The 1483-nt window shown below is 52.4% G+C and carries 1 protein-coding gene; it reads right to left on the reverse strand.

Features of this window, described 5'->3' with window-relative positions; translation table 11 throughout:
• Window positions 1–1483, reverse strand: a 1483-nt coding sequence (locus tag ACFS25_RS31680) for an ABC transporter permease (protein WP_381509219.1), incomplete at both ends; no start/stop codon positions are given.

Raw genomic sequence — 1483 nt, forward strand, 5'->3', positions numbered from 1 at the left:
GCCCAAACATACCCAGACACGAGATGAAAATGGCCAGGCTGGCAAACAGCGTGGCTAGTTTACCAATCCGCTCTTCGGTACTAAACTTTTTGCGATACTCATCATCCACAAATTTGTAAGCAAAAGGCGTCGTTGGATCATACTGATGAAAGATACCGGCAATCTTAGTCAGCGCGACGCTGGTGGCCATCGTCGGGGAGAGCCTGAGCGTCAGCACACCCGCTGATGCATCGTACAAGACAAAGAGCGTAGGCTGGACATGCCCGAACGGGCTGTCCTTAATGATATCGTTGATGATGCCAATAATGGGGAGATCACGACCGTTCCAGTTGATCATTTTATGTAGAGGATCGCTAAGGCCCATCAATTTCAGAGCGGACTGATTCAGCACCACCGCCAACGAATCGCGGCTGAAAGCCCTCGAGAAGTCACGTCCAGCGCTCAGGTGCCAGCCGATGGTCTTACCAAACTGATGCGACACTTGATTAGTCATGAATAAGGGATGTAAATCGGGCGATTTACCGGGCCAGGAGACGTTGGTCACCCCACTCTGATCCGCTGTCACGGAGATGTTGGAAACCGACATCTCCTGAATCGCCCCCGTGGCCAGTAAGTCGGTTCGCAAGGCGTCAAAATGACCCATCAAGCCTGGTGTACGCATAGGGATCTCCAGAAGTCCCTGACGACTATACCCAGCGGGACGATCTTTAGCGTAATCAATCTGACGGAGTACAATGCAAGTACCAATGATGAGTGTCACCGAGACCGTAAACTGAAAGACGACCAGTACTTGACGCGGCCGAACACTGTGTCGCCCCGCGTTGAAGGTGCCTTTCAGTACACGGATGGGCTGAAAGGATGATAAATAAAGGGCGGGGTAACTAGCGGCAATCAGGCCGGTGAGCAGGCTAAACCCTATTCCGATGGCCCAGAAGTAGGGATTCAGCCACAAAAGGCGAATCTGCTTGTCCGCAATTTGATTGAAGAAGGGCAAGCTAAGCTGTACCAGCAGAAGGGCAACGACGAAAGCCAGGCTGGTGATCAAGAGGGATTCGCCCAAAAATTGGGCAATCAGTTGGCCGCGCAGGGAACCCACCACTTTGCGCAGGCCCACTTCTTTAGCCCGTTGCTGGGAGCGGGCCGTGCTCAGATTCATAAAGTTGATGCACGCCAGCAGGAGCACAAATCCACCCATCAAACTAAACAGCCACACAAATTGAATCAGTCCCCCTGTATTGACTCCGTTGTCAAAGTCGGAATACAAATGCCATTTGGTCATCGGATGCAGGAAGAATTCGGGTTTGTAGGGCGGTGGGTTCTCCCGCTTCGTACGAATGTCCTTAATCTTGGCCGAAGCCTGTTCCAACGAAGCTCCCTCCTTAAGCTGGGCAAAGACCTGGTAGGCGTTTTCATCCCAGTTATCCCGTGCATTCTTCGCACCTTGGTCGATGCGCAGAAACAAGGGCCATGGCGCTAGATAGTG

It is taken from the genome of Spirosoma flavum (genome assembly GCF_042686045.1).
In the GTDB taxonomy this organism is placed as follows: domain Bacteria; phylum Bacteroidota; class Bacteroidia; order Cytophagales; family Spirosomataceae; genus Spirosoma; species Spirosoma flavum.